The following is a 25,447-nucleotide window of genomic DNA, read 5'->3' as shown; positions in this document are numbered from 1 at the left end:
GCATATCTGACTAAAGTCAGACATCATGCTGGACCCGATCTCGCGCGTTCGCCGCTTCAACCGCGCCGTCACCTCGGCGGTCGGCGCGCTCGACACCTCCTTTCTGGGCCGCGGCCGGCCGCTGGGCGCGGCGCGCGTGCTCAATGCGATCGGACATGGACGCTCGGACGTGGCGGAGATCCGCGACTATCTCGGTCTCGATTCCGGGCTGATGAGCCGGCTGCTCCGCAGCCTCGAGGACGAGGGGCTGATCGAGACCGCCGCGCGTGAAGACGATGCGCGCTGCCGTGTCGCGACCTTGACGCGTGCGGGTCGGCGCGAGTTCGCCGCTTATGAGGCGCTGTCGAACGCGCAGGCCGAGGGCTTTCTCGCGCAGCATTCACAACGCGAGGCGCTGCTGGCGGCGATGGACCTGATCGCCTCCACCCTGACGCGCGAGCGAGTTGCGCTGGACGAGATGGATCCTCGAAGCGAAGAAGCGCGCCACTGCCTCGGCAAATATTATGCCGAGCTCGGCCGCCGCTTCAGCCAAGGCTTCGACGTCTCGCTGTCGCGCGACCCCGACGCCAAGGACATGCGCCGCCCGCGCGGCACCTTCATCGTCGCGATGTCGGACACGCTGCCGATCGGCTGCGTCGGCTTGAAGGGAACGGAGAGCGGCTACGCCGAGGTCAAGCGTCTGTGGGTCGCTCCCTCCGCACGCGGATTGCGGCTCGGCCGGCGGCTGATGGATGCGACCGAGAGCGCCGCGCGCGAGCTCGGCATCTCGCTGCTGCGGCTCGACACCAACAGCGCGCTGCCCGAGGCGGGCCAGCTCTACCGCAGCACGGGCTGGCGCGCGATCCCGCGCTACAACGACGATCCCTATCCCGACCTGTTCTTCGAAAAGCAGCTGTGACGCCGCGAGGCGAATTCGCCTCTGCTGCGTTGTCCTTGCGGCATGGGAGCTTCACGATGAACGCCGCCGATCTCGACGAGACCTATCGCAGCTACATCGCCTGCCTGAACCGGCAGGACTGGCCGGCCCTCGGCCGGTTCGTGCATGACGACGTCGTTCACAACGGCCGGCCGCTCGGCCTGTCCGGATATCGCGCGATGCTGGAGCAGGATTTCCGCGAGATTCCGGATCTACGCTTCAACATCGCGCTGCTGATCTTAGATCCGCCCACCATCGCCTGCCGGCTGACATTCGACTGCACGCCGGCCGGAAAATTCCTGGGCCTCGACGTGAACGGCAGGCGCGTGTCCTTTTGCGAGCACGTCTTCTATGCGTTCCACGATGGAAGGATCCGGCAGGTCTGGTCGCTGATCGACAAGACGGCGATCGAGGCGCAGCTCTGACGCTTGCGCCTCGATCTCGAACTTACGCCGGCACCGGTGCCGCCTCGCCTTGCGGCTTTGCGAAGGGGCGGAACGTCATCGCCATCAGGAAGGCGCCCAAGCCCATCGCCCAGGAGGCGATGTAAAGCCAAGCGTAGCTGGAGAAGGCGTCGTAGATCAGGCCGCCGGCGAGCGGGCCGGTGGCCATGCCGAGGCTGCCGGCCATCGCCGTGCCGCCGATCACCGTGCCCATCATCTTGAGCGGGAAGTTCTCGCGGATGATCACCGCGTAGAGCGGCATGGTGCCGGCATAGATGAAGCCGAAGACGGCGCCGACCGCATAGAAGGTCGCAAGCTGATGGGCAAAGACGTAAGCCAGCGCGCCGAACGCCTGCAACGACAGGCCCGAAACCAGCACCCGCTTGGCGCCGAACTTATCGCCCATCAGGCCGAAGGCGATGCGGCCGCCGAGGCCCGCAAACCCCTCGATGCTGTAGATCGTCACCGCCGCGATCAGCGGGATGCCGCAGCTCACGGCATAGCTGACGGTATGGATGATCGGGCCGGAATGGGTGGCGCAGCAGAAGAAATTGGTCGCGAGCAGGACCAGGAATTGCGGCGAGCGCAGCGCCTCGCTCATCGACATCTCGCTCTGCGCGGCGCCCTCGCCCTTTGGGGCGGCCTCGGCCTGCGCGAGCGCGGGCGGACGGCGCACCAGCAACGAGACCGGGATCATGATGGCGCCGACCACCAGCGCCACGATCTGCATCGAGGTGCGCCAGTCGTGGCCGGAGACCAGCCAAGCCGCGAACGGCGCCATCGTCATCGGCGCGATGCCCATGCCGGCCGACACCAGCGACACGGCGAGGCTGCGATGGGTCTCGAACCAGCCGGTGACGGTCGCCATCATCGGCGCGAAGATCGCGGCGCAGGACGCGCCGACCAGAAGGCCGAACACGAACTGGAACGCAAGCAGCGAGGCCGCATGGCTCGCGGCGAACAGGCTGAGCGCCAGCACGGTCGATCCCGTCAGCACCACCGGCCGTGGCCCGAACCTGTCGGTCAGTGTGCCCCAGGCCATGCTGGTGAATGCCATCGCCAGAAAGCCGATCGTCATCGCGCTGGAAATGCCGGTCACCGACCAGCCGGTGTCCTTGACGATCGGCTGCAGGAACACCGGCAGCGAAAACATGCCACCGATCGCGACGCAGCCGAGCAGGCCGCCGGCGGCGACGATCACCCAGCGATAGGGGGATTGGGTCATATTGGTCTCCCGAGATGATCTTGTCTGAGTGGAAGACGAATGGGAACCACGCCAGCCGACAGGATCGAGCAAGTTTTTGCGGACCTGCCGACACAAAACGCGAAAACAACCCCATGCACAGTAGCCGGCCTCTGCGAGATCAAGGACTTAGCGAGCAGGCAAGATGAGCCATCGGCGGCTTGCGACGGCCGGCCGCGATTTGACTCGTCGGGCAAAACCCCGGCGTCGCGGCATCATCCCGCCGGTATCGCGCGCAAGAGGCCATGGTTCACGGCCTCGTGCGCACGACGGCCATCGGGTTCGGTCAAGCTTCGAACAGAGCTTTCACATCGTTCTCAGTGAGCGCCGAAGCGATCTGTCCATCTCGCTCGAACAGGCTGTCGGCCAGGGCCCGCTTTCGGGCCTTGAGCTCGTCCATCTTCTCCTCGATCGTGCCGGCAGCGACCAGTCTGTAAACGAACACCGCTTTGTCCTGCCCGATCCGGTAGGCACGATCGATCGCCTGTTCCTCAACGGCGGGATTCCACCAGGGATCGAAGATGATCACGGTGTCGGCGGCGGTGGAGATTGAGGCCCACCCCACCCGCCTTCAGGCTGACGAGGAACACCTCCGCCGCTCCGTTCTGGAAAGCCTCGATCGCCGCTTTGCGATCCTTGGTGTCGCCGGTCAGCAGGCTGTAACGCAGGCCGTCGGCGTCGTGAAGCCGGGCGCCGAGACCAGCGCGGCGACGTGCGGGGCAAGGTCGTGGCGCTCGCCGTCGATGTCGATGCCGAGCGCGAGCTCGAACCAGTCGATACCGCTCGATTCCAGCGCCGCGTCGAAATCGCCCGAGGAGTCCGCGAGCCGGAACGGAAAATCGTCGTCGAACAGAATCTCGAACCCTTTCGACGCCGCGCACCTCCGCGGTGACTTGCTTCAGGTCATCGCTGACCTTCAGATTCGAGACGCGGGCCTATGCCTGATAGGAGACCGCCTTCTCCATCGCCGATCGGCTGAAGTAAGTGTAGATCGATTTGCGCTTGAGAACGTCCGAGAGCACCGCAGCATTCCACGACAGGCTTTGAGCTTTCAGCATAGCGCCCAGGACCGGATGAGTGTAGCCACCCTGTCCAGCTTGCAAACAGGAACCGCAACCATCGCGGCCTGAAATGACAGGGAAGCCGCAGGAAGGAAGTGATTCAATGATCGGTGAGTGCTAGGGGAATGGCTTTAGGGAGCGATCTCGCCCGTGGCCATCCTTCGAGACGCCCGCCGTTGGCGGGCCCTCAGGATGAGGACCGGGCGCGCGGCGCCAGTTTCAGCGAGCACCAATGCTGCTGAGCCTCATCCTGAGGAGACCGCGAAGCGGTCGTCTCGAAGGACGACGCGCTTGCTCAATTGCCGCTCTGAAGTCATATGCGATTGCCCTCTCCCGCAAGCGGGAGAGGGAGTGCACTTGGCTTGTAGTCAAACCTGATCTCATCACGCCCTAGGGGAGCCATATGGCCATCCGCCCTATCCTGCGCTATCCCGACCGCCGCCTCGCGAGCCCTGCCCACCCCGTCACCGCGTTCGACCACGGCTTGCGCGAGCTCGCGGCGGATTTGCTGGAGACGATGCGGGCCGCGCCGGGGATCGGCATTACCGCGCCGCATATCGGCGTGCCCTTGCGCGTCGTCGTGCTCGAGCTCGACGCCAAGGACGGCCCCCTCACCTACGTCAATCCGGTGATTGAATGGGCCTCACCCGAGATGATCCTGCACCGTGAAGGCAGCGTCTCGATGCCAGGGGTCAACGACGAGGTCCAGCGGCACGCGCGCGTGCGGATCAGCTACTCCGATCTCGACGGCAACATGCAGAGCGAGGAATCGGAGGGCTTATGCGCCGTATGTCACCAGCACGAGATCGACCAGCTCGACGGCATCTTCTGGATCCAGCGATTGTCGCGGCTGAAGCGGGAGCGGCTGGTGAAGAAGTACGAGAAGATGGCGCGGGGGTGACCTGCGGTCCGGGATCGACCTTGTTTGACCCTACCCTGCCGTTCGATGTGGAGAAATGAGCCGGGGCAGATAAGATCACGATCTGTCGGCTTCACCGCGGGAGCGAAACGATGAATTTTTCCGGCCGCTGCGCCTGCGGCGCGGTTCGTTACACCGTCGCCGCCGCCCCGATCCGCAGCTTCCAATGCCAGTGCACAGATTGCCAGCGCGACACCGGAAGCGGCCACAGCTCCGTCTTCGTGTTCGCGCGCAGCGCGGTCTCCGTGACCGGCGAGGTGCGCGAGATCGCGCGCTCCGCCGACAGCGGCGCCATCAAGCGAAAAGGCTTTTGTCCGAATTGCGGCTCGCCCATCTACAACAAGCCGGAGGAAAAGCCGGACTACATCGGCATCTATGTCGGCACTCTGGACGATGCCAGCACATTCAAGCCGTCCGTCGTGCTGTACTGCTCGCGCGGATATGCCTGGGATCGCCTTGATCCCGAGGTCCCAAAGCTTCCGGAATGGCATTCGGGATCGCGATAGGTTCCGTCAGGCGGATCAGCGAAGCGTAATCCGCCCTCTATCGACAAGGCGCGATACGGAGTGGCCCGTGATGCCCCCGGTCAATGTGTTCACGCCCTCTTCCCGCTCCGTTTGGTCATCGGCGCGTTGCGACGTTCCCGTTTGCCGCGCGCGATTTCGGTCGCCAGCGCGTCCAGTTTCGGCTCCCAGAAATTGCGGAACTGACCGATCCAGGCATCCACCGCGCGAAGCCCGGCGACGTCGACTGAATAGAGCCGTCTTTGCGCCTCCGCCCGAACCGTCGCAAAGCCGCTCTCTCGCAGCACCTTGAGGTGCTGCGAGACGGCGGCCTGGGTGATTCCGAACTCGGCGCCGATCAATTCGACGACCTCACCGGACGCCATTTCGCCGTGCGCCAGCTGTTCGAGGATGCGGCGGCGAACAGGATCAGCGAGGACCTCGAAGACGTGCATCAGCTTCCTGTGCCGGGATGAGCGATGTCGGACGGCATCTCGCCGCGATAGAACGCGATGGTGCGGTCCGAGCGCTGCTTCGCCTCGGCAGGGTCGACCCCGCTTGCGACATGCGCCGCGCGCCAAAACTCGCCGCTGGTCGTCATGAATTCCTTGCCCTCCAGCGAGCCCATCCAGGCTTCGGCCGTCTCGTGGTCGACCGATGCGCCGGTCGCAACATATCGCTCGAGTCCCGCAAGCGCGAGGTCCCAACCGATGCCCACCGCACCCGGGCCGAACTGATTCCAATGATCCTCGATGATCGCAGTGTGCTCAAGCGTCAAACGCGACTGACTTCGTTCGGCTGCCAGCTTGACGTCGATCCAGCTCACCGCCCCTGCAAACTCCCACGTTGCCGCAAAATGGGTCGGCGGCGTACATGCCGTGATGGTGCCGCCCGCATTGCCCTTGAGCTGGTACCGTCCACCGAGTTCAAGGTCACCCTCGACCGGCAAGAACCAGCGCGGAATGCGCTCCCTGCTGGTCACGGCGTCCCAGAGATCGTCGACGCTGGTGTCGTAGAGCCGCGTCAGGGTCACCGTGCTGGCGGGTCTTCCGTCTTTCTCAAGGCTCGTCACCGAACGCGTGACAAGCCCCAACACCCTGGCGACGTCGATCTGCATTGCGCTCCTCCTCGTTGTTGCGAGGTCTTAATATCAATCCAAACTAATATAAGTCAATTCTTATATTTCGGCAGGCGCCGCCGTGGCGGCCTCGCGTTCTGGGCCGACCGCGGGCGAACCGGACCATGGCTGCCTTCCCCGGAGTCCTGCAGCACATGGGCGAGATATCTCGCCGGCGGCTTGCCGAGCGCCTTCTTGAACATGGTGATGAAGGCCGCGACGGAATCATAGCCGAGATCGGCCGAGACCTGCTGCACGCTGGCGCCCGAGGTGAGCTCCCGCAAGGCGACGATCAGGTGCAATTGCTGGCGCCAGCGTCCAAAGCTGAGGCCGGTCTCCCTGACGACGAGGCGTGCGAGGCTGCTCTCGCTGAGCGCGACCCGGCCGGCCCATTCGGCGAGCGTGCTGCGATCGGACGGGTCCTTCGCCAGGACCGCCGCGATCCGCTTCAAGCGCGGCTCCGACGACAGCGGCAGATGCAGCTCTTGAACCGGCATGCGCGGAAGCTCACGCAGGAGCACCTGTGCCAGCAGCTTTTCCCTCGCCTCGTCGCCAGAGGCCGCAGCCGACAGTTCGACGATCAACTCACGCAGCAGCGGCGAGATCGAGAGCGTGCAGCACCGGTTCGGCAGATCGACGATGTCGGGCTCGATATAGACGAAGAACAGCCGGGCATTTGCCGTCGCGCGGTTGCTGTGCTGCATGCCGCCGGGAATCCACACCGCGCAATGCGGCGGCACCATCCATAGACCCGTGGGCACGCGACATGTGACGCCGCCGGCCAGGGCGAAAACCAATTGCCCCTTGCGGTGGCTGTGATCGGGCACCTCCTCTTTCGTCCCGCTGACGTCGACGCGTACGACGATGACGGGCGCCGAGCGATCGTCGACGTCGAGGTCCAACCAGGGAAAGCGAAGGGGCCGCCGCATGCTTGACTGTTTTTAGAAATTGATTGGCCAAGTATCTAAATTCAGCAAGGCGGTAAGTCCATAGATTGCTGACCTACTCGCCCGCCCGATGGCTGGGCACTCACGGGAGAGAGAGCCATGCATGGCATGATGACCTCGAAAGCCGAGCTCGGACGCGAGGTTCGCACGCAAGCAGGTCGCGTGCGCGGCACCTTACGGGACGCAAGCGGCGTGCTGGCCTTCAAGGGCATTCCCTACGCCGCCCCGCCGCTCGGGCCTCTGCGCTGGCACTCCCCGCAGCCGCCGGCGCGCTGGGCTGGCGTGCGCGATGCGCTTGTCTTCGGCGCGGGTTGCCTGTCCTCGCTGGAGAACGACCATCGACCTGGGCCGCGCCATGAGGATTGCCTCTACCTCAATGTCTGGACTGCGGCGCGATATGCGGACGAGAAGCACCCCGTGATGGTGTGGATCCACGGCGGCGGCTTTCAGTTCGGCTCCTCCGCCAACCCCGCGACCGACGGCGGCACGCTGGCCGCCAACGGCGTCGTCGTCGTCAGCTTCAACTATCGCCTCGGTATCTTCGGCTTTCTGGCACATCCCGATCTCGACGCGGAGGCGCCCTCGGGCAATTACGGCCTGCAGGACCAGCTGGCGGCGCTGCGCTGGGTGAGGACCAATATCGCCGACTTCGGCGGCGATCCAGACAATATCACCCTGTTCGGCGAATCCGCCGGCGCCATGGCTGTCGGCATCTTGATGGCTTCGCCTCTCGCGCACGGGCTGTTTCACAAGGCGATCGGCCAGAGCGGCGCATTCTGGGACGGCCGGCACGGGCCGCTGCAGAGTTTTGACGAAGCCCGCGCGCGGGGTGTCGCCTTTGCCCGGCAACAGGGCGATGGGTCGATCGCGGCGTTGCGCGACCTGCCGGCGGACCGGTTGAACGCCGCCGCGCCGTGGAGCTTCAAGACCAGCCCCGTTGTCGGCGCGTTCTCGCCGAGCATCGATCATCACGTGGTGCCTGACGTGCCCGCGCGGCGCTTCCTGCGTGGCGAGCAGATGCGCATCCCGCTGCTGACGGGCTGGAATGCCGCCGAGGAATTCCCGTTCATGGCGCAGGCCCTGCCCCACCCATCGGCGGATGCCTTTCTCGCCGCAGCCGACGCGATGTTCGGCCGGGAGCGCATGGTCGATTTCCGCAAGCTCTATCCCGCCGCGACCGACGCTGAGGCAACGATCTCCGCGGCCGCGCTCACGGGTGACATTGTGATCGGCGAACAGTGCTGGCAGTGGCTGCGCCTGCATCGGCGAACGCAGCACGCACCGGTCTACGGCTATCTCTTCAGCTACACCTCGCCCTACACGCCGATCGCCTCGCACGTCACCGAGATCCCCTTTGTGTTCGGCACGCTGACGCCGCAGCAGGTGATCGGCAGCATGACGCCGCCGGCGGAGGAGGACCTCGCGCTGGCGCGGACCATGATGGACTATTGGGTGAATTTCGCGGCACATGGCGATCCGAATGGACCAGGTCTGCCGCCGTGGCCGCATTATGACGAGAGCGACGTCGTGCAGATCATCGGCACGACGATCGAAGCCCGCCCCAATCCCCAAGGCGAGCGCTTCCGCTTCCTCGACGGCTTCAGGCAGGACGGCGTGCTGCCGGTACGATGGCGTGAGGTGGGTTAAGCGCCCCCTATCCGCCCGCCATCAACGACTTTGCCAGCGCCATGTAGGCCGGCAGCGTCACGGGGTCGTTGGCGGCGTTGCCCGCGACGGGGTGCGAGGCGTAGCGCGCGATCACCATCTCGGCTTTGGGATCGACGTAGATGCCCTGGCCGTAGACGCCGCGCGCCATGTAGGCGCCGTGCTCGTTGTGCGTCACCCACCATTGATTGCGGTAGGACGCACCCGGAAGCGTGGTGTATCCGGCCGGCTTGAACTTCTCGGGATCGCCGCCGCCCGCGATGTCCTCGACCACCTGCGACGCCACGATCTGGCGGCCGTTGAAGCGGCCATGATTGCGCATGGTCTCGCCGAAGCGAGCGAGATCGCGCAGCGTCGTCGACAGGCCGCCGCCGCCGCTTTCGGTGCCGATGCGGTCGACGTGATAATACGCATCCTCCTCCGCGCCCATCGGCTGCCAGATCCGCTCGGACAGAAGTTCGGACAGCGTCATGTTGCTGGCGCGCCGGCAGATCCACGCCAGCACGTCCGTGTTGACCGTCTTGTAGGCGAAGGCCTTGCCGTGCTCGCCCTGCTTCGCCTGCGCGATCAGGAAATCGAAGATGTTGGTCGGGCCGTCATAGTCCGGCGGAATCGGCGCCATGCCGTTGGCGCGCCGAAGGCCCCAGACGTCCGAGTTCTTGTCGGTGTAGATTTCGGTGTAGGCGAGCCCCGTGGTCATATCCATGACCTCATGCACCCGCGCATCGCCAAACCCGCTCCGCTTCAGCTCCGGCACATAGTCCGTGACGGGCGCCTGCGGATCGATCTTGCCCTCGACGACCAGAATGCCGGCGAGCACGCCGGTGAAGGACTTCGTCACGGACATCCCGATATGCGGCTTGTGCGGCTTCAGCGCACCAAAGTAGCGCTCGTAAATCAGCCTGCCCCGATGCAGCACGGCGATGCCGTCGGCATAGGTCTCCTCCAGCATCTTTGCGAACGTCATGGGCCGGCCATCCATCGTGGTCGAAGCGATCGCGCCGATGTCGTGATCTTCGCGTGGCAGAGATGATGCAGGCCCCGCCCCGCGCCAGACGTTCATGGTCGGCACCAGCTGGCGGATGTTGCTCCAGGCCCAGCGCAGCTCGGGGAAATTGCGGAACGAGCCGTCGTGGAAGGTGATGAGGCGATCGGGCGCCGGCGGGAAGCCGCGCATCCAGCCGAGGGTTTCCGGGTCCGTGGAGGTGGCGGCGGGAGATTGAGCGGGCGTGGACGCGACAGACATGAACTTGAACTCCGGAGACGACCTTGCCGACCTCATAGCACGGCATCGCGCGCCGACTGGCTACGGATGGCCAGTCTGGCACCACCACGAAGATGACGTCCGTCTCAGCGACGGACACCGTTTTTCACCCCGAACCCGCATTCCCGGTCGTGGAGAATTTCACAATGGCAATCGTTCTCGCGGCGCTAACGACGTGGCATTTGGTCGTGATGCCGCGGAGGAGCGTGGCTTGCGGAATGGCGCGATTGGAAATCTTGTGTGCACGGCAAACAAGTAGCTGGCAAGCTGCTTGTGGCGCATCTCTGTGACGCTGGCGAGAGTTGCTGCGATCACGTTGGCGAGGATGACGGTGCATCCAAAAACGAGCCAGCCGCCGTCCTTCCAGAGCAGGAACGCTGGGTACATGATTGTGTGGTGGAGCAGGTAGAGGGTGAAGGAGTACCCCGAAAAGAACCGGACTACTCGCGCCATCGCAGCTGAGGAGGTGGCAGGCATCGCCTGCGTTGCCCCTACGATCCCGAACAGGAACAGCAACAGCAGAGGATAGGTGCTCGGCCGGTATTCGGCATAGGGCCGCACAACCATGAAATACGCCGCGGCGGATGCAACGACGATCGCCAGCGATACGCCGCGAGGGGGAAGCCATCCCCGTCTTGCCAGAAAGTAGACGTAGGCGCCTCCGAGCCACAACAGAAACAGTGATTGGCCCACCCCATCATCCTGAAGGGCGCCGAAGACGTAGTGCGTTGGAATTTGCCCGAAAACAAGAGCGATCGGGATAAGCAACAGTGCCGCCGCCGGCCGCGCGCCCAGGAAGAAAAGCGCGGCCACGAAAAGGTAGATGTGCCATTCGATAACGAGCGTCCACAATTGGCTTCCAGATCCGAATGCCGGCGCCCGCAAGAAGCTTAGATGTGCAAGCGGGCCGCGGTAGGTCTCAATCATGAATATGTTTGCGACGAACGCCTTGAAATTGTAGCTGGCTGCCAAAGCGGCATTTCCGATCAGATGCAGTGTGGCGGCATCGATCACGGCGATTGCGACCAGGCAAGGAAGCAGACCGGAATAGATGCGGGCGAAACGTTCAACGAAGAACTGCGAAAAACCGTACTGCGGGTCCCGTGATGATCTCTCGACCAAGGTATAGCTGATCAAGAATCCCGACAGCACGAAGAAGAGCAGCACCCCGACGTTTTGCGGAAGAGGGAACTGACCGCCCCGTAGCTGGGGCATGAAGAATGAGATTCCGTGCCCTACACAGACAGCTTGCGCGGCAATGGCGCGGAGCGCGTCTAGCGTAATCGAGGTTCCGTTCTTGGCGGGATTAAGGTTGAACATGCGGGCTGCCAGTGAGGCCCGGACACTACGCGACAACTTCTAATCGAGCAACGACCGGCTCGCCAATTTTCGCATAGTACAATCCAAAGGAGATACTTCGGCTCAACAAGGCCACCCAAGATTTCGAGGCCAAACTGCTCCGGGTGCACTAAAGCGCGATGCGATTAGGATGAAACGTCATCGCGCTTTAGGTTGTTGTTCAAGCATGATCTTTTCGGAAAACCGCTGCGCACTTTTCCGGATCATGCTTTAGCGAAGTCCGGCGGAAGCAAACCAGGCGCCGAGCAAGGAGTTATGATAGTCCGTTTCACGGCCCGCTAAACGGTTTCGGTCTCTCCAGCGGCACGAACGCGCTCAAGTGGGCCGGATATGTCGATGCTCCGCCGCCTATGGTCGTGCCGGTGCTGATGTTCAAGTAGACGTCCTTCACTCCCCTCGGTGTTTCCAGCAGGATCCAGTTCTCGCTCACGTCACCTATGCCGATCGTCGTGAAGCGCATCGACTTGCCGAACTGCGAGCAGGAAATCGGCTTTTCGGTTGTAAACGCATTCCAGGGACCATGCAGTGTACCCGATCTGCTGCCGGTCTTCGGAAGGGTCAATCCAAAGCCCAGACCGACCGCCGCATAGACGTAGGTGCACTTCAGATTGTTTTCCGTATCCCAGATGGAGAACAACGCGCTGGCAAACGCAATCCCGGCTCCAGCCCGCCCCTTAACGATCCGTTTGATGGCCGATCTCGCTGTAAACGAGATCGATCCGTCGACCTCAAGCAGCATGGCAATCTTGAAATTTCGGCTGACTTTTGGCTTCGGCGGAACGGTCCGCGGCAAGTTCGGCTTTATGATTGGTTCAAAATAGACTTTCGGCAGCACCCAAAGGGCCACCGATCTATCGGCGTCTTCATCGAGCTTGTGATTCCTGGTCTGCGTATTGCCGATGGCATGCGTCTGCATTTGTTCCGGGTGGATGCCCATCTCGGACAGACACTTCGCGACCGTAATCACGCGGTTGGCCGACGTCGTCATATTCCAATCGGCCGTACCGATCCGGCTCGCGGCCCCCGTCATCCAGATCTGACCTGCGTCATCCTGGAGCAGAGGAACCACTCTGCTCCTTAGAAATTCGAGATGCTCTGTCTTCAAGCCACGGAACTGGTAACCGGCAAAGTCGTCGAAGTCGAAATTCCAGAGTCGCGCGTGCAGAACTCCCACTCCGGAAAAATCCAAGTCCAAGTCAACCTTGCCCGGACCGGTTTTGTGAAACATGTCTCTTACCCGCAATAAGACGGCAGGAACTCGTCGGTGATCAACGGGACGGCCCGCCCGTTCCTAGTAGCGGTGGCCGTCAGGAGGGTTCATCGAATCGAGAGTTACACACCATAGCGATCGCGATCTTGGACTTTCGCGCTCAGCTCCGGACTGGAGCGACGGATATCTCGAACAGGAGTTTCGGGTCGTTCTCAACAATTGAACCGCCTTGTCCTATCCCCCAAATCGCTTGACCAACCCTGAGCCTTTGGCTGCATTGATCTGCGGGCCAGTCAAGTCGGACCCGGCGTTCAATCCCGCCGTCATGAGATTCTTGACGCGCTGTGCCGCCTGCTTCTCGTTGGAATAGTCGATCTCGACATGATCGAGGCTCATCAGATGGCCGAGCTCGTGAGCCCAGGCACGTCCATTGGCATGATCGTCGCCATACCACTGCACGAAGCTTGCCGGCTCGGGATCGCTGTCAAGGTAAGAACCGCCGCCGGCTGAAAGGTTTGGAATCGGATTGACGAGAAAGATATGAACCGCATTGTCCTTCGTACGGCGGAGGCTAAGGACATCCAGCACCTGCTTGTCATTGTTGCGGGCGCTCTTTGCCATATCGAGCGGCTTGTCTATCAGGCAATCATTGATCACGAACGCAATCTTGGCCTTCGACCAGATATTGTTGACCACATCCAGAGCTTTTTTGGCTGCATCGCAATCCCATTTTGCCGGCTCCGGAACACCCCTTTCGGCAAATGGCGTGATGTAAACCTTCAGTGGAATGGACACGAGAGTCTCCAAGGTTGATGTTAGAATTCATGCCTGAAAGGTGGAGTTCGCGCTCCGCTGGAGAGCCTCCCCACCTGGCAAGGCGTCCAGATCTCATTCGATCGAACGACGACCACCCGACTTCGCTCCAACCGGGGGAGGCCTTCGAACCTCATTGCCTTGGTGCTATTCTCCGGCAAATGATGCTGGACAACGATCTGACCATCAAGCTGCGGTGATTTTCTCCATCTGTGACGGTGGAACCTCGTGGGCGCATGGGCGCCGCCCAATCGCTGGCAGGGTCCGAGAGACCTTCAGTACCGAGCCTGCGGCTGGTTCCCGCCCTCACGTGCCGCTCACCGAAACGTTGCTTCAAACGCGGCGCAACCGCCCTGTCACGGGGACGAGGCCAGATACAAAAATCAACAATTGTATCAATGACTTATAAAATTTCGGCGGTCGCGACGGCGGATGCCCCTGGCTTCTGAGCCATCGCCTGCCAAAACTTTAGATGCGAACTTGAACGCGTTCACTCCGACCAGCGACAACATGGAGAATGGATCAGCCTCGAAATTGTTACTGTACGCAAATCGGTGGCCGCCTCTAGCTTACAGATTGGTTCAGTGAGCATTATCTACGTTCGACGCGGCCATCTGAGCAACGCTACTCCTATTCGGCAGATGCTGGGTGTTTCGCCATGAGATTGTACAGACACCTCCAAGTTTGTCTCCTTCTTGCTGCTGCGCTGTTCCTCGCCTCTCAACCAGCTTGGGCAACAAAGCGCGTGGCCTTGGTCGTCGGCAATTCCGGCTACCAGAACGCCCCCCTGCTCCCGAATCCAGCCAACGACGCTGCGGCCATCACTGCGACCTTGAAGGCCGCAGGTTTCGACGTGGTTGACTCGAGGCTCAATCTCGCCGCGACCGACATGCGGCGAGCCCTGAGAGAGTTCGCCGATCAGGCCCGCGACGCCGACATTGCCCTGGTGTACTATGCGGGCCACGGTATCGAGATTGACGGAACGAACTATCTGATCCCGATAGACGCCAGACTCGAACGCGACACGGACATCTATGACGAGGCGTTCTCGCTTGACCGTGTCCTGCTTGCGATCGAGCCTGCAAGGCAGCTGCGCGTTGTGATCGTCGACGCGTGCCGCAACAATCCGTTTGCCGACTCGATGAAACGTACCGTTGCCTCGCGGTCGATCAGCCGCGGGCTGGCGAGGGTCGAGCCCACCGTCTCCAACACGCTGATCGCGTTTGCCGCCAAGGCCGGCCTTACCGCACTGGACGGCAACAGCAAGAATAGCCCGTACGCGACAGCTCTCGTGAAGTACATCGCAAAGCCGGGGCTCGACTTGCGCAGGGCCTTCGGCTTCGTCCGCGATGACGTCTTGCAGGCCACCGGCAACCGGCAGGAGCCCTACGTCTACGGCTCGCTGGGCGGCGAGGACGTTGCACTTGTTCCGGCTGCCAAGGCAGAGGAGCCGATCCAAGCTGCCAATCCCCAGTCGGAAACTCGCCGCGACTACGAATTGGCGTTGCAGCTGCGCAATAAGCCCGCCCTGAACGCATTCCTGAGCCAGCATCCGGATGGATATTATGCAAATCTGGCCAAGCTGCAACTTAATCAGCTCGAGGCCGAAGAGGCACGCGTCGCGGCGACAGCGAAGGCGCAGCAGGCCGAGGAGCAGCAAGCGCGCCTGATGTCCCAGGGAGCCCAGCGTGCCGACCGGGAGAAGGCCGCTGCGGACCTGAAGGCTGCGGAAGAGGCCCGCGTCGTCGCCGAGAAAGCGAAGCAAGCGGCGCAAGAGCAAGCTGCCGAGGCGGAGCGGAAACGAACCGCACCGGAATCCACAATCGTCGCTGCGCTTTCCGAGAATAATCCGGCTGTCGAGAGCACGGTTGCGGATAGCCCCGCAGCAGCTAAGTCCGCCGAGGACAACAAGACGCCCAAGCTCGCCGCGCTGAGCGCCGAGCCGCGCCAGACCGATATCGCAAAAGCCGATATCGCCAAGTCGGTCCAGAGCGAATTGAGTCGCGTCGGCTGCTTCACCGGCGCCGTCGATGGCCAGTGGAATGCGGCTTCACAGCGCTCGTTGGCGCTGTTCAACCGGCACGCGGGAACGAAATTCGACGTAAAGCTCGCAAGTCTCGACGCGCTTGACGCGATCAAGGTCAAGCCAGAACGGGTCTGTCCCGTGATCTGTGATCATGGCTACAGGGCTAGCGGCGACCAGTGCATCAGGATCACTTGTGCCGAGGGCTCGTTCCTCAACGACGACAACGAATGCGAGAAGCGGCGCGGGAAGAAGCCGGTTGCCAAGCGCAACACGGACGAAGGTTCGTCACGTGCGGATCGTTCGGCGCGCGAAAGATCGGAGCCCATGGCAGACGTTCCGCGGCGGCAAGCCACTGCGAAGGCGAGTGGCGGCGGCGGCAGCGGCCAGATCGTGTGTGACCAATATCTGTGCCGTCAGGTCCGTCGGGGCTGCCACCTCGACTACCGCGGCGGGGGAGGCCCCGGCAACAACACTGGGAATGTCGAGGTCTGCAATTAGCAAGGCGCGAGTTCGCCACGCCGTCATCGGAAGCCGCTTCGAGGATATGGCGAACAATGGAATTGTAACATCGGGTCGGCCAGGTCCGTGCCCGACGCGGCCGATGCGGAGCGACCCTCGTGGTGGCGTGTGAGCTCGAACAGAAGGATGCCCAGTCGTTTCCAGGGGTGACGCTCTTTACGAAGCGGCTGGCGCCCGGCATGAAGCCGACCGCGGTCTATCTTCCGCCAAAGCACGCAACCGCTGCCACCAAGCTCGACATCGTGATCTGGCTGCATGGCTTCTACGTCAAGGACCATGAATTTCTGTTTCGCAACGATCCTGCGCGGCTCCGCGAACAAGTTCGGGATTCCGGCAAGGACGTCGTGCTCATCGCGCCGTTTTTGGGCTATGAATATGCCGTCGGCGAGACCTTTGCTGGAAATTACAGCGTCAACGATCTGGCAGCGCCGAACTGGGGCGAACGCTATCTCGAGGAAATCCTTGGAGCCCTGGCCAAGTTCTTGGGAGGCTCTTCGACGTCCATTCCTCAGCTCCAGATCGGCAAGCTCATCATCGCATGCCACTCCGGCGGTGGTAACGGCATGCGCAATCTGGTCGGGACCCTCGGAAGGTATCAGGCGAAGCTGACTGCCTGTTGGGGATTTGACTGTCTCTACGGAGCCAAGGCGCGGCCTGACGATGCCACCTTCTGGTATCAGTGGCTGTCTGGACAGAGCGGCTCTGCGCTCGAGATCGTGTATGGTCCATCAACGCTGCCGCAGTCCGTGAAGTTGGATCTGATAGGACGCGGGCTGGCGACCCCCGACGGCAATCAAGCGCAGCCTCAGCGCCCTGCCCTCAAGAACCTCCGCGTGAGCGTAGGTCACTACGATCTGTTCCCGGCATTTGGTCAGATGGTCAGAGTCGCCGATCTGGACGAAGCTTACGTGGATCGGTTCATGATACCCCAGGTCGCCGACCAACCACGGCTGCATCAGAAGCCTGCGCCGTCGAGTGGTGAGTTCCTCCAACACGCGATTTCCAATGTTCGCCGCGCGTTTCCCTTCCCTAACGACATTCATTACATGATCGCCCGTGGCGGCTTCTTCAGCCGGCTCAGCAAGCTTTGACCTTGGCGGCCTATCCGCACGAATTCACTTGATGGAATAGGATTTGACGTCGAACGACCAATTGTTCGGCACGAGCTTCCCGGTGGCGTTGTCCGGCACGCGCAGCCCACTGGTCCAGGCCGATAGATAGCTAAGGGCCTCGGCTTGATCTTTGAGCTTGCGCGGCAAGTCCGGCAGATCGAGCAATTGGACACGTCGCTCGCTCAGGATGGCGATCATCACTGCAGACCCGGCCGGCGGTGCGACGACGTACTCAAAACCTCGCTGCCGTGCAGCCGGGCTCGGAACGACAAATTCGACGCCGGGCTTGACGAGATTGATATCGCGGCCGTCCGACTGCGCCAGGAGTTCGGGAGTCGGAAAGATCTGGGACATGCGTCCTTCCGCATCGATGTCCACCAAAATGAGATATCCAGGCTTCCTGGCGGTGACGCCGAACGAGACCTTGCCGCCGAGGTTGACGGTCTGGCCTGGCAGGATCTGGAGCGACACGCTTGCAGTATTGGCTTGGCTACGCGCCGCCTGCACGGGCCAAAGCCAAGATGCATGCGTGCCGACAGGAAGCGATGCCGACGGCAACGGTGCTGCGCACGCTGCTCCGCCACCCGCCAATAACGGCAGCAGAAGGATTGCGAACCACGGTCGCTCGCGGTGGATCAGATGCAATGACGGCACCGGCTGCCCCTCCCGCTAGGGAGCACTGAAGAAGCCGATCGAAGCAATTCGGGCGTCCGCGGGCAAGTAGCGTTCAAGGCTTTTGATCATCTGCCCCGAGGCGCGACGCCGGTTAAGCTGGATCAAGGCCGTCTCAAGATCGACCATGCGTTGCTGCGAGGTCACCGCAACGATCTGTTCCGCACCGAAGGGTTCACCGACCCTCAGCGGCAGGCGCAAGCTCGTCGATCGGGCCAATGCAGGATCAGAACCCACCGGATACAACATTTGGATGGTGCCATCGCCGGAGACATTGAACAACAACACCGCCCTCGACGCCACATCAGACAGATCAACCTCGACGGTTTGGCCAGCCTTCTGCTGGCGGTCATCTGGCCATATGCGCATCATCTGCGGCGACCGAACCGCCATACGCTTGAGTTCGCGAATTGCCGCGGTCCGGTCCACAACGGTTGATAGGCCGGCAACGTCCATCCCATACGCAACCACGTCGCCCCATGCGATCACATCGTGCGACACCGGATCCCAGATCAGGTCCGGATTGTCCGTCGGCTGAACGGCCTGGACGGGAATATCCTTTGTCGTCACGCTCGCAAAGTAGTTCGTCTTGCCGTCGAGCGCCGCGAGCCGGATCGGCGAAGTGAGGCGAAGCGGTGGCGTTTCGCCGATCGGAAGGTCCTTGGTCGGTGCCGCGGCAAGGGTCGGAACGGTGGATGCCTTGGCCGTGACCGCCGGCGGCGGCGCCTGGGCCTCGACGGGCGCGGCGGTCCCGGCCGGACCAGAGGCTGCCCTTGCGGCCGGCCCCTGAATCAAGACGACGCCGCGCGTCAATCCGAAGGCAATTTCGGTGTCCGGTGTCTGAGCCGGCGATGATATCGTCACGATGTTCTGGCGCTGGTCCGATAGCTGATAGACCACCTGCCGAACATTGCTGAAGAGCTCCTTGAGCGTCACCTTCCCATCGTGATTGATGTCCGCACTACCTTCGACCGCACGCGCGACTGCATAGCTGAGAGCCCCGCGAAGGCCATCGACGCCGGGAATGCGGACTTCGGGCGCCTTCGTATAACGGTCCACCGCGGCCAGGAACGCCGTGCGGTCAAGGTCGAGCTCCGACTTCGGATCGTTGCTATCAGAGACCGGCTTCAGTTCGTCGACCAGCAATGTATAGCGCGGCACCTGCCGGAAGCTCATTTCAGCGGCACGCGGATCGATATCGCGCACCATACCGCCGCCATGGCAGGTATCAGCCACGAAAATCACCTTCGCTCCGCGCAACTCGAACTGCCGGATGAAATGGTTGAACTCGCTGCCCAGAATGCGCTCGACAGAACCGGTCGGCGTGGTTTCGAAGCCCGGCAGCAGGAATACGTTTTCCATCCCGTCCGGCTCCGAGCCCTTGACGCGCTCCGGTTCCTGGGTGCCATGACCGGCGATCGACAGAAAGATGAGGTCGTTGCTCCCGGTCCGCTCCACCAGCGCACTGATTTCGCGCAAAACGCTTGCCCTGTCGGCCTGTGCATTCGCGAGTTCGACGACGTCGGCGACCCCCATCGACTTCAAGCTGGCGACAATGTCGGTGGCGTCGGCGACCGCGCCCTTCAACTTGCGTACGTGCTGATAATCATCGATGCCGATGACGAGAGCGCGCACCGCCGCTCCCTCCGGATTGCTGATCGACAACCCGCCAGCCGCATGCGCGCGCGGGGCCGTCAGCCCGATCAACCCAGCCAGACCGATGGTTGCGCATAGCCGCCCGATCTTCCAATCAAGTCGCCTGGGCATCCGCATCGTAAGCCACCTCGACATCCTGCCTACCCATTCTGTAGCGCGAACGGCATGGCCGGTTCAGCGCCTTTTGCTTGCCGTCTTGCGCCCCGCCTGCGGTTCGGTCTCTTGATAGGCGCTCGCGGAAACCGTCGCCTGATCATCCGCGAAGGCCTTGAAGCGGACAGGAACGTAGCCGCGCGAGAGCAGGCTCGCCAACGGATAGACGTTGCGGCAGACGCGACCGTTGCAGCCGCCAGTCGAGGATTCCATCACCTCGGCCTTGCGATCGGACGTGAATCGCAGGAACAGCATCACGTGCGAGCCAGGCTTGTTCAGCGCATCGCCGGGCTTCAGGTCCCATGGATTTGTCACGGGGGCTGCAATCGCAGGAATTGCGGCAGTCGTATAGTGGACGGAGAGCCCCCACGCAGCGCTGACGAATGCCGAACAGTCGACGCCAGCCACATCCGGTCGCGGCGCGTTGCGAGTGCACACATTGCCGGCCAGCGTTCCGCTCTCGATCCGCTGCCGGAAGCTTGCGAGCGAACCGTGGCAGCCCCAGCAATAGGGTACGCCGCGCACCTCCTGGTTCACCTTGCCCTGCAAATACCACGGCCGCCGAATACGGCTGAAGCCGCTGCATTGGCTGTCGGGATCGCTGCCGTAGTTCGCCTGCGTCAGCTTCCACTGGATGCCCTCGAATGCAAACGCGGTCTCGATCGCCTGCTGCCGATTGGACGGCCTCACCGCAGCCGACGCGTTGAATGTGGCGCCGGATTGCGGTGCTGGCGCAGCTGCCGTTCGCGACGGCCGCACGTCTATGATCGAAACGTTGTTGAGAGGCCTGAAACCGACGCCAACCACCTCAATACCGTCGGGCTTGGTCCGCAGGAAATAGACGTCACCGTCGCCAGAGACCGTGACGAATCGCCTCGTCAGCGGCGCATTTTCAAGAGGAAGCTCATAAATTCCCTCGAGACGCCCATTCGCGGCGTAGCGTGCGACGAACGTGGAGGCGTTCTTTCCCGATGGCGGAATGTCTTCCGCCAGCACGTAGAAGCGGTCGCTGTTGTCTATCTCGAGGAATTCCACCGCGCCGAGCTGGTTGCGGACCCGGAGGGCGAGTTGGCCGATCGTCTCGTTAGTGACCATCGTCTGGATCTCGACTCGTACGCCCGCATTGCCCTTGTCCGGAATGATATCGGCGATCACGGAGCCCTTGCCTCGAGACGCCACATATTGCCGGTCGGGCTGCCGCGTCGTCTTGATGATGGCTGCGCGGGTGTTCTGGTCGAGCAAGTCGGCCGCGCTGCCGGGCGCCTGCGATCCCATCTGGGCGAAAGCGGAAACGGCAACCTGGTCGTCCGCCCCACGGCTCGAGACCTCCTCGAGCTGGATCACGTCGCCGCCGAGTCCGCGCGTAGATTGTCCGGCCGCCGCCTTCAGCGTCCGCACGCCGCCGTCCCAAACCATGATGTCGTCGTTGCGGACGACAAGGTCCGTCGGCTGAACGTCCTTCGGCATCTTCAGGATGTCCGGATCAGAATTCGGCTGCTTGGGATCGAACTGGAGAATACGGCCGTTAATCTGATCAAGCACAAACAGGTTGCCCTGCCCGTCGGCGCTGATCGCTTGCGGACCTGCGAGTTCCACGTCCTCGCTAGGCGGGACAATGCCAACCATAGAAGCAGCCGAACCGTCGCCAAAGCTGCGTACGACGGTATCGTCGGCATGCGCCTGGGTTCCGAAGATGCCAGCGCCAACGATGACGGCCCAGATCCAACGCTTTAGACGAAGCATGTTCTCGATGTATCCCGAACCAATCGCCGCGTCGGATCGACTAATCCCAGATGCCGGTAACGCGGCGCTTCAATTAGTGGTGAGCAATCTCAATCTCGTTCAATTCATCACTGGACGGTGATTGTCCTAACCCTCTTCAGCTTGAGGTGCAAACCATGGCCCGGAACAGATTTGAGCAAGTGAATGAAGTCCAGCCCGACGCGATCACACTGGTGCTGAAGCGCGACAATGACGGCGCTTCCGGATCAGTCGTGCTGCCGGCGGCCGCAAGCGGGGGACGACTGGCTACCGACCAGACCAGCGCACTTTTGCCGGCGCAGGATGCCTTTCGTGGCGCGATCCGACTGGCGAACGACCTGAAGCTCGCGGTCGTGGTGTGCGACCCGGACGGGGTCTGGAAATCCGAGTGGGGCGATCTCTATCAGCCGATCGATTGAGGCATACCGGACGCAACCAACATATGCTGCGCTGCCACATGGAGACAGCCATGGTGAATGGCTCCCCTGCCCAACCGTCCTTCCGAATACCGGCTTTGACGTTGGTGTTTTTGGTTGCGACGGTGTGGCCGGCCCGCGCCAACGATTCAGCCGCGGAATTATCAATCGGCGGGCTCCAATTCGTGCGCACCAATAACGTGACTATGGAGAGCGAGAACCTTCGTATCGCGCTCGACAACGTCACCGTTCGGTACCAGTTCGCCAACGTCACCGCCAAGCCGATCACATTGACTGTCGCCTTCCCGCTGCCCGACATCGACCTCTCGGAGGCCGAGAACATTGCTCTGCCGTCAAATGATCCGGTCAACTTCGTCGACTTCACGACCAAGGTCGACGGCAGCCCGACGCCTCTGACCATTGATCAGCGGGCCATGGTCGGCAACAAGGATGTCAGTGCCTTGCTGCGCGAGCTCAAATTGCCGCTGCTTCCGATCGGCGGCCGCGAGATCCGGGTGGCTGACCTGCCCGAGGCGACCCGAACCCGGCTCGTGAACGAGGGACTTCTGCTGCCTGCCGGGATGAGTGACAACGGTGGCCAGCAATATGCACCCGGCTGGGTTATCAAGACCTCTGCGGTACGTCAGCAGGTATTTCCGGCCGCGAACACCGTCACCGTTGAACACCAATATCGGCCGAGCGTCGGCTCCAGTCCGGACACCATCCTACGCTCCGGCCTGCGTCGCAGCAGCGCTCTCAGTCAGGAAGTCCAGCGTTACCGGAAAGAGTACTGCGTTCAGGACGCGTTCCTTGCAGAGCTCGACAAGCGCGCAGGCAGCAACCAGGCCAACACCAAGAACCTGCAGGAACGGCGCATATCCTACGTGCTCAAAACCGGCGCGAATTGGGCGGGTCCGATCCGGTCGTTCAAGCTGACGATCGATCCAGGCGGCAGCGACCGCCTGGTGAGTTTCTGTCCGGGGCGGCTCAAAGCATCCACCGGCAGCACGCTTGAATATACATCAAGCGACTTCAAGCCGGATGCCGATCTGAAGATCCTGATCATCGGAACATTCTGAGCGTGCCGATCAGTTCGTGAGCAGCACGTACCGTGCGGCTGCGATGATTGCTACCTTGTTCCGCTGAGATTCGCTGAGCGCCTGCAGGAAGAATGTGTCGGCAGCGATCGGCTTCGGCTGGCGCAAAGAATCCAGGACCTGCGGGGTCGCTACGACCAGCAGCAGCTGCGGTCCGCTCCCACGTGGTGTCGGGAGCGCAAACGAAAGCGAGTCGATACCCGGTTTCAGAAGATAGCTCAGGCTCTGGACCTCGCCACGATCCGACACCATCAGCAGCTCCACAACGCGGTTGGCGAAGTTCTCAATGGTGCCGTTGAGGGTTTCGCCGCCCTTGAGCTCTGTCGCCGACAGGTTGATGCGCGGCGCTCGCGCCTGATCGCTCCCGACCTCTCTCAAGAACTTGACGGCCGGACATTGAGCTGGGGTCACCTGCCTGACGCCGACCGAGGCCTCGAAGCCCTGCTCACGCCGGAACGCCTTGTCGAAAGCGTCGAACGGGACGGTCGAGGCGCCGAAGCCTTCGATGACGGCGGCGTTCTGGCTTACGGCGACCGGCAGGATGAAGAAGCAGTCGCCGCCGGAATATTGCGCCACATATTTGCGGATGCGATCGGTTCGCCCGGCCCCATCGGGTGTTGGAGATGGCGTCACCGTCGGCGGCACCGGCAGCTTGACCGGCTCCTGGCGTCCCCCCTGCGGGACAGCTGGCTCGGCCTTCGGCGGCGCCATCGTCCCGGCAAGTTTCGGAGGTGGCGGCAACACCGTAGTGCCCGGACCCGACCAGATCAGCTTGTAGAAGGCATATCCTCCTCCGCCGAACAGGAGCAACATCATTACCACTCCCGCGCCGTACCAGAGACGACCCCGCCTCCACACCGTCGGTGGCGGCCTGTCCTGCGGCGCCGGCGCCCCTCCTTCCGGCCGCCGCAGCGGATCGACCCCGTACAATGGCGCGACTGGTGTCTCCGCCGAACCAACCGGCGCCCAGTTAGCGACCTCCGCCATGCTCGGACGCAATGCCGGATCAGGCTGCAGCATCCGCTCCAGCAAAGGCCGGATGCGCATGTCCACCGCTCCGAGATCCGGCACACGCCGGCGCTTCTCCACCAGTTGAAATTGACTGCCGCCCATGTCGAGCTTTTGCCCGGTCAGCGCGTGGAACAGGACGAGCCCGAAGCTGTAGACATCGGATTTAGCGGTGACCTCGTTGCCGTAGAGTCCGACCTGTTCCGGCGATGCGTAATTGTCCTTTCCGGCAAAGCCCGAGCCAATGATGGTCTTGTCCCCCAGCTGGGTCGATCGGGCGATGCCGAAGTCGATGAGCTTGGCCCGCCTGACGTCGTCGAGCGGCACAATGATGTTGTCCGGGGAAACGTCGCGATGGATGATGCCGTGCTCATGGGCGGCATGCAGCCCTGATGCGACGCGCTGCATCAGCTTGATCAGCGCTTCGAGGGTCAACGGGCCGTCATCGAGCATGTTCGAGAGCGAGCGGCCGTTCACGAACTCCATCGCGAGATACGGCCGCTGCAATACGGGCTCCACCGTGAACAAGAAGTAGCGAACGATCGCGTCGTGCGGCAGATTGTGGAGCGCTGCGGCCTCTCGACGGAACAGCGCCAGAGCGGCTTCGTTCTCGACCATATCGGGCAGCAGCATTTTGACCGCAACAGGCGATCCGGTCTGGATCTCGCGGCATTTATAGACTTCACCCATGCCGCCGGCGCCGATCATCGCTTCGATCTCGTAGATGCCATTGAGTCGGGTGCCGGTCGGCACGCCTCTGTAAGACGATCGGAACGGATCGTTCGGGGTCATAATTGCGGCTTCCAATCGAGCGGCGATCTTGTTGTCTCCTGTGATTGTGGTGCCAGCAGCCGCACAATCACGATCGTCACGTTGTCGAGACCGCCACGATCAAGAGCCAGCGCGAGCATGTCATCGCAGGCCGCCTGTGCCCGTCGCGTCGCCGCATGGTGCAGGATCTCCTCGTCCTGCAGGTGCTTCGTCAGGCCATCGCTGCAGATCACGAAGATGTCTTCCTCCACGGCCGGGCCGGTCACCACCTCAAACTCCGGATCATCGGCGATGCCGACGGCGCGCGTAATGGCATTGCTCGGCCAATCCTTCACGTCTTCGCGCGACAGCGCACCTTCGGCGATCAGTTCCTCGAGTTCGCTATGATCATGCGACACCTGGTTAATGATCCCGCGGTTGATCAGATAGACCCGGCTGTCGCCCGCCCATATGCAGGCATAATAGCCGTCGCGAACGAGCAAGACCGCTGCCGTGGTCCCGACGGTTGCTCCCTGTCGCTCGCGGCTAAGCGCCAGGATCTGCTGGTTTGCGCTGAACAGCCGCACCTCGCATTCCGTCAGCAGGTCTGCGGCGGACTCGAGCGTTCCGATCGCGTCGAGCGACTGCACCACGATGCGACTGGCGAGATCGCCGGCCTCGTGACCGCCCATCCCGTCGGCCACAGCCCACAAGCCGACGTCTGTTCGCACCAGGAATGAATCTTCGTTACGCTCCCGCACCCGTCCAGCGTGAGTGACGCTACCGACGTCGAATAAGGTTGGGACGTGTATCATCG

The 25,447-nt window shown here is 62.5% G+C and carries 23 protein-coding genes and 1 pseudogene; 9 read left to right on the top strand and 15 right to left on the bottom strand.

Annotation, left to right across the window (positions count from 1 at the left end; genetic code table 11):
* Positions 1 to 25 precede the first annotated feature (25 nt).
* Both UNPA324_RS15865 and UNPA324_RS15860 read left to right on the top strand, forming a co-directional pair.
* Positions 26 to 898, top strand: a complete 873-nt coding sequence (locus UNPA324_RS15865; RefSeq protein ID WP_141935098.1) for a bifunctional helix-turn-helix transcriptional regulator/GNAT family N-acetyltransferase — start codon at positions 26 to 28, stop codon at positions 896 to 898.
* A gap of 56 nt (positions 899 to 954) precedes the next feature.
* Positions 955 to 1,341: an ester cyclase gene (locus UNPA324_RS15860; RefSeq protein WP_141935097.1), complete on the top strand. Its 387-nt coding sequence runs from the start codon at positions 955 to 957 to the stop codon at positions 1,339 to 1,341.
* Positions 1,342 to 1,363: 22 nt separating this feature from the next.
* On the opposite strand, the gene UNPA324_RS15855 is transcribed toward UNPA324_RS15860, so the two are convergent.
* The 3 genes and pseudogenes from UNPA324_RS15855 to UNPA324_RS35960 all read right to left on the bottom strand — a co-directional run bounded on the left by UNPA324_RS15855 (position 1,364) and on the right by UNPA324_RS35960 (position 3,660).
* Positions 1,364 to 2,584 (bottom strand): MFS transporter, encoded by a 1,221-nt coding sequence (locus tag UNPA324_RS15855; RefSeq protein WP_141935096.1) that lies wholly within the window; start codon positions 2,582 to 2,584, stop codon positions 1,364 to 1,366.
* A 304-nt stretch (positions 2,585 to 2,888) separates the two neighbouring features.
* Positions 2,889 to 3,282 (bottom strand): annotated as a pseudogene (locus UNPA324_RS15850) (helicase-related protein); the annotation flags it as partial.
* 255 nt (positions 3,283 to 3,537) lie between these two features.
* Positions 3,538 to 3,660: a hypothetical protein gene (locus tag UNPA324_RS35960; protein ID WP_283810246.1), complete on the bottom strand. Its 123-nt coding sequence runs from the start codon at positions 3,658 to 3,660 to the stop codon at positions 3,538 to 3,540.
* A 406-nt stretch (positions 3,661 to 4,066) separates the two neighbouring features.
* On the opposite strand from UNPA324_RS35960, the gene UNPA324_RS15845 reads away from it, so the two are divergent.
* A complete protein-coding gene (locus UNPA324_RS15845) occupies positions 4,067 to 4,564 on the top strand; it encodes a peptide deformylase (RefSeq protein WP_141935095.1) in 498 nt (165 codons plus the stop codon).
* 110 nt (positions 4,565 to 4,674) lie between these two features.
* Entirely contained in the window at positions 4,675 to 5,088 is a 414-nt protein-coding gene (locus tag UNPA324_RS15840) for a GFA family protein (RefSeq protein WP_141935094.1), read from the top strand.
* Between the two features lie 89 nt (positions 5,089 to 5,177).
* Here the strand turns inward: UNPA324_RS15840 and UNPA324_RS15835 are convergent, their stop codons facing one another.
* Genes UNPA324_RS15835 through UNPA324_RS15825 form a run of 3 tightly spaced genes read right to left on the bottom strand, consistent with a single transcriptional unit; the run spans position 5,178 to position 7,131 of the window.
* On the bottom strand, positions 5,178 to 5,540 hold the full coding sequence (locus UNPA324_RS15835) for an ArsR/SmtB family transcription factor (RefSeq protein ID WP_128917612.1): 363 nt from the start codon (positions 5,538 to 5,540) through the stop codon (positions 5,178 to 5,180).
* Positions 5,540 to 6,202: an SRPBCC family protein gene (locus UNPA324_RS15830; protein WP_128917613.1), complete on the bottom strand. Its 663-nt coding sequence runs from the start codon at positions 6,200 to 6,202 to the stop codon at positions 5,540 to 5,542. Before UNPA324_RS15830 ends, UNPA324_RS15835 begins: the two co-directional genes overlap by 1 nt.
* 53 nt (positions 6,203 to 6,255) lie before the next feature.
* Positions 6,256 to 7,131 carry an AraC family transcriptional regulator gene (locus UNPA324_RS15825; protein WP_128917614.1) on the bottom strand — a complete coding sequence of 292 codons (876 nt, stop codon included), beginning with the start codon at positions 7,129 to 7,131 and terminating at the stop codon, positions 6,256 to 6,258.
* Positions 7,132 to 7,248: 117 nt separating this feature from the next.
* Here UNPA324_RS15825 and UNPA324_RS15820 point away from each other — a divergent pair, with 117 nt between their 5' ends.
* On the top strand, positions 7,249 to 8,796 hold the full coding sequence (locus UNPA324_RS15820) for a carboxylesterase/lipase family protein (RefSeq protein ID WP_128917615.1): 1,548 nt from the start codon (positions 7,249 to 7,251) through the stop codon (positions 8,794 to 8,796).
* A gap of 7 nt (positions 8,797 to 8,803) precedes the next feature.
* Here the strand turns inward: UNPA324_RS15820 and UNPA324_RS15815 are convergent, their stop codons facing one another.
* The 4 genes from UNPA324_RS15815 to UNPA324_RS15800 all read right to left on the bottom strand — a co-directional run bounded on the left by UNPA324_RS15815 (position 8,804) and on the right by UNPA324_RS15800 (position 13,442).
* Positions 8,804 to 10,060: a serine hydrolase domain-containing protein gene (locus UNPA324_RS15815; protein WP_141935093.1), complete on the bottom strand. Its 1,257-nt coding sequence runs from the start codon at positions 10,058 to 10,060 to the stop codon at positions 8,804 to 8,806.
* Positions 10,061 to 10,219: 159 nt separating this feature from the next.
* Positions 10,220 to 11,398 (bottom strand): acyltransferase family protein, encoded by a 1,179-nt coding sequence (locus UNPA324_RS15810; protein ID WP_141935092.1) that lies wholly within the window; start codon positions 11,396 to 11,398, stop codon positions 10,220 to 10,222.
* 307 nt (positions 11,399 to 11,705) lie between these two features.
* The gene (locus UNPA324_RS15805) at positions 11,706 to 12,665 is read right to left on the bottom strand and encodes an OmpA family protein (RefSeq protein ID WP_141935091.1); all 960 of its coding nucleotides are present in this window, start codon (positions 12,663 to 12,665) and stop codon (positions 11,706 to 11,708) included.
* Positions 12,666 to 12,881: 216 nt separating this feature from the next.
* Entirely contained in the window at positions 12,882 to 13,442 is a 561-nt protein-coding gene (locus tag UNPA324_RS15800; protein WP_141935090.1) for a zinc metalloprotease, read from the bottom strand.
* 676 nt (positions 13,443 to 14,118) lie between these two features.
* On the opposite strand from UNPA324_RS15800, the gene UNPA324_RS15795 reads away from it, so the two are divergent.
* Positions 14,119 to 15,984, top strand: coding sequence for a caspase family protein (locus UNPA324_RS15795; protein WP_141935089.1), 1,866 nt, complete (start codon positions 14,119 to 14,121; stop codon positions 15,982 to 15,984).
* Positions 15,985 to 16,103: 119 nt separating this feature from the next.
* On the top strand, positions 16,104 to 17,096 hold the full coding sequence (locus UNPA324_RS15790) for a hypothetical protein (RefSeq protein ID WP_141935088.1): 993 nt from the start codon (positions 16,104 to 16,106) through the stop codon (positions 17,094 to 17,096).
* A gap of 24 nt (positions 17,097 to 17,120) precedes the next feature.
* Here the strand turns inward: UNPA324_RS15790 and UNPA324_RS15785 are convergent, their stop codons facing one another.
* Genes UNPA324_RS15785 through UNPA324_RS15775 form a run of 3 tightly spaced genes read right to left on the bottom strand, consistent with a single transcriptional unit; the run spans position 17,121 to position 21,341 of the window.
* Positions 17,121 to 17,771, bottom strand: a complete 651-nt coding sequence (locus tag UNPA324_RS15785) for a DUF4384 domain-containing protein (protein ID WP_141935087.1) — start codon at positions 17,769 to 17,771, stop codon at positions 17,121 to 17,123.
* Between the two features lie 15 nt (positions 17,772 to 17,786).
* Positions 17,787 to 19,562: a caspase family protein gene (locus tag UNPA324_RS15780; protein WP_181769408.1), complete on the bottom strand. Its 1,776-nt coding sequence runs from the start codon at positions 19,560 to 19,562 to the stop codon at positions 17,787 to 17,789.
* Positions 19,563 to 19,619: 57 nt separating this feature from the next.
* Positions 19,620 to 21,341 carry a hypothetical protein gene (locus UNPA324_RS15775; RefSeq protein WP_141935085.1) on the bottom strand — a complete coding sequence of 574 codons (1,722 nt, stop codon included), beginning with the start codon at positions 21,339 to 21,341 and terminating at the stop codon, positions 19,620 to 19,622.
* Positions 21,342 to 21,520: 179 nt separating this feature from the next.
* Between UNPA324_RS15775 and UNPA324_RS15770 the strand changes: the two genes are divergently transcribed.
* Together UNPA324_RS15770 and UNPA324_RS15765 are read left to right on the top strand one after the other, a co-directional pair.
* Complete coding sequence (locus tag UNPA324_RS15770; RefSeq protein WP_245471584.1) at positions 21,521 to 21,778, top strand: hypothetical protein; 258 nt, start codon at positions 21,521 to 21,523, stop codon at positions 21,776 to 21,778.
* 50 nt (positions 21,779 to 21,828) lie between these two features.
* The gene (locus tag UNPA324_RS15765; RefSeq protein WP_246667176.1) at positions 21,829 to 22,854 is read left to right on the top strand and encodes a DUF4424 domain-containing protein; all 1,026 of its coding nucleotides are present in this window, start codon (positions 21,829 to 21,831) and stop codon (positions 22,852 to 22,854) included.
* Between the two features lie 9 nt (positions 22,855 to 22,863).
* Here UNPA324_RS15765 and UNPA324_RS15760 read toward each other — a convergent pair whose 3' ends face one another.
* Together UNPA324_RS15760 and UNPA324_RS15755 are read right to left on the bottom strand one after the other, a co-directional pair.
* Complete coding sequence (locus tag UNPA324_RS15760) at positions 22,864 to 24,672, bottom strand: serine/threonine-protein kinase (protein WP_141935083.1); 1,809 nt, start codon at positions 24,670 to 24,672, stop codon at positions 22,864 to 22,866.
* The gene (locus tag UNPA324_RS15755; protein WP_141935082.1) at positions 24,669 to 25,445 is read right to left on the bottom strand and encodes a PP2C family protein-serine/threonine phosphatase; all 777 of its coding nucleotides are present in this window, start codon (positions 25,443 to 25,445) and stop codon (positions 24,669 to 24,671) included. The genes UNPA324_RS15760 and UNPA324_RS15755 overlap by 4 nt, the downstream gene beginning before the upstream one ends.
* Positions 25,446 to 25,447 lie beyond the last annotated feature (2 nt).

The organism is Bradyrhizobium sp. UNPA324, from assembly GCF_006658635.1.
GTDB lineage: Bacteria > Pseudomonadota > Alphaproteobacteria > Rhizobiales > Xanthobacteraceae > Bradyrhizobium > Bradyrhizobium nanningense.
This window is presented reverse-complemented; position numbering and strand designations above follow the sequence as displayed.